Below are 564 nucleotides of genomic sequence, written 5' to 3' on the forward strand. Positions count from 1 at the left end.
AGGCATTCTCTCTAGGTGTTATGTGTAACCTATTGGTTTGTCTAGGTATTTGGATGAGTTTTAGCAGTAAAGAAAGTGCAAGTAAGGCTTTTTTAGTACTGCTACCAGTGGCGATGTTTGTTAGCTCAGGCTTCGAACACAGCATTGCAAACATGTTTATGGTGCCTCTAGGTATCGCCATTAAGGCGAGCGCCGATGCTCATATGCTAAGTGCAGCAGCAGAAGCTGGTATTCATCTAGAACTACTCAATATTAAACAATTTATCACTGCGAACCTTATTCCAGTGACCCTTGGAAACATTTTTGGCGGCACGGTATTGGTGGGGCTTGCTTATTGGAGCATTGAACCAAAGCAGAGCGCATCACCATCAATCTACCCAATCAAAAATTCAGATATTCAATTTTCATCATTAAATTCATTGGAGCATGCCATGTTAGAACAAATGAAACGTTTACGAGTTGCAGACCTAGCCTCAGACAACCAAATCACTTTCTCAGAAGATTTGAACTGTCATTCAGCACTTAAGCTATTGATTGATAACAATCAAGCTGGCGCTGCAGTAT

1 protein-coding gene is annotated in these 564 nt (G+C 41.1%); it reads left to right on the top strand.

The features are described 5' to 3' along the window. Positions 1 to 53: 53 nt before the first annotated feature. Positions 54 to 564, top strand: a 511-nt coding sequence (locus tag AB4585_RS25980; RefSeq protein WP_372171650.1) for a formate/nitrite transporter family protein, incomplete at its 3' end; no start/stop codon positions are given.

The organism is Vibrio sp. 10N.222.49.C9 (genome assembly GCF_041474985.1).
Lineage (GTDB): Bacteria > Pseudomonadota > Gammaproteobacteria > Enterobacterales > Vibrionaceae > Vibrio > Vibrio crassostreae_C.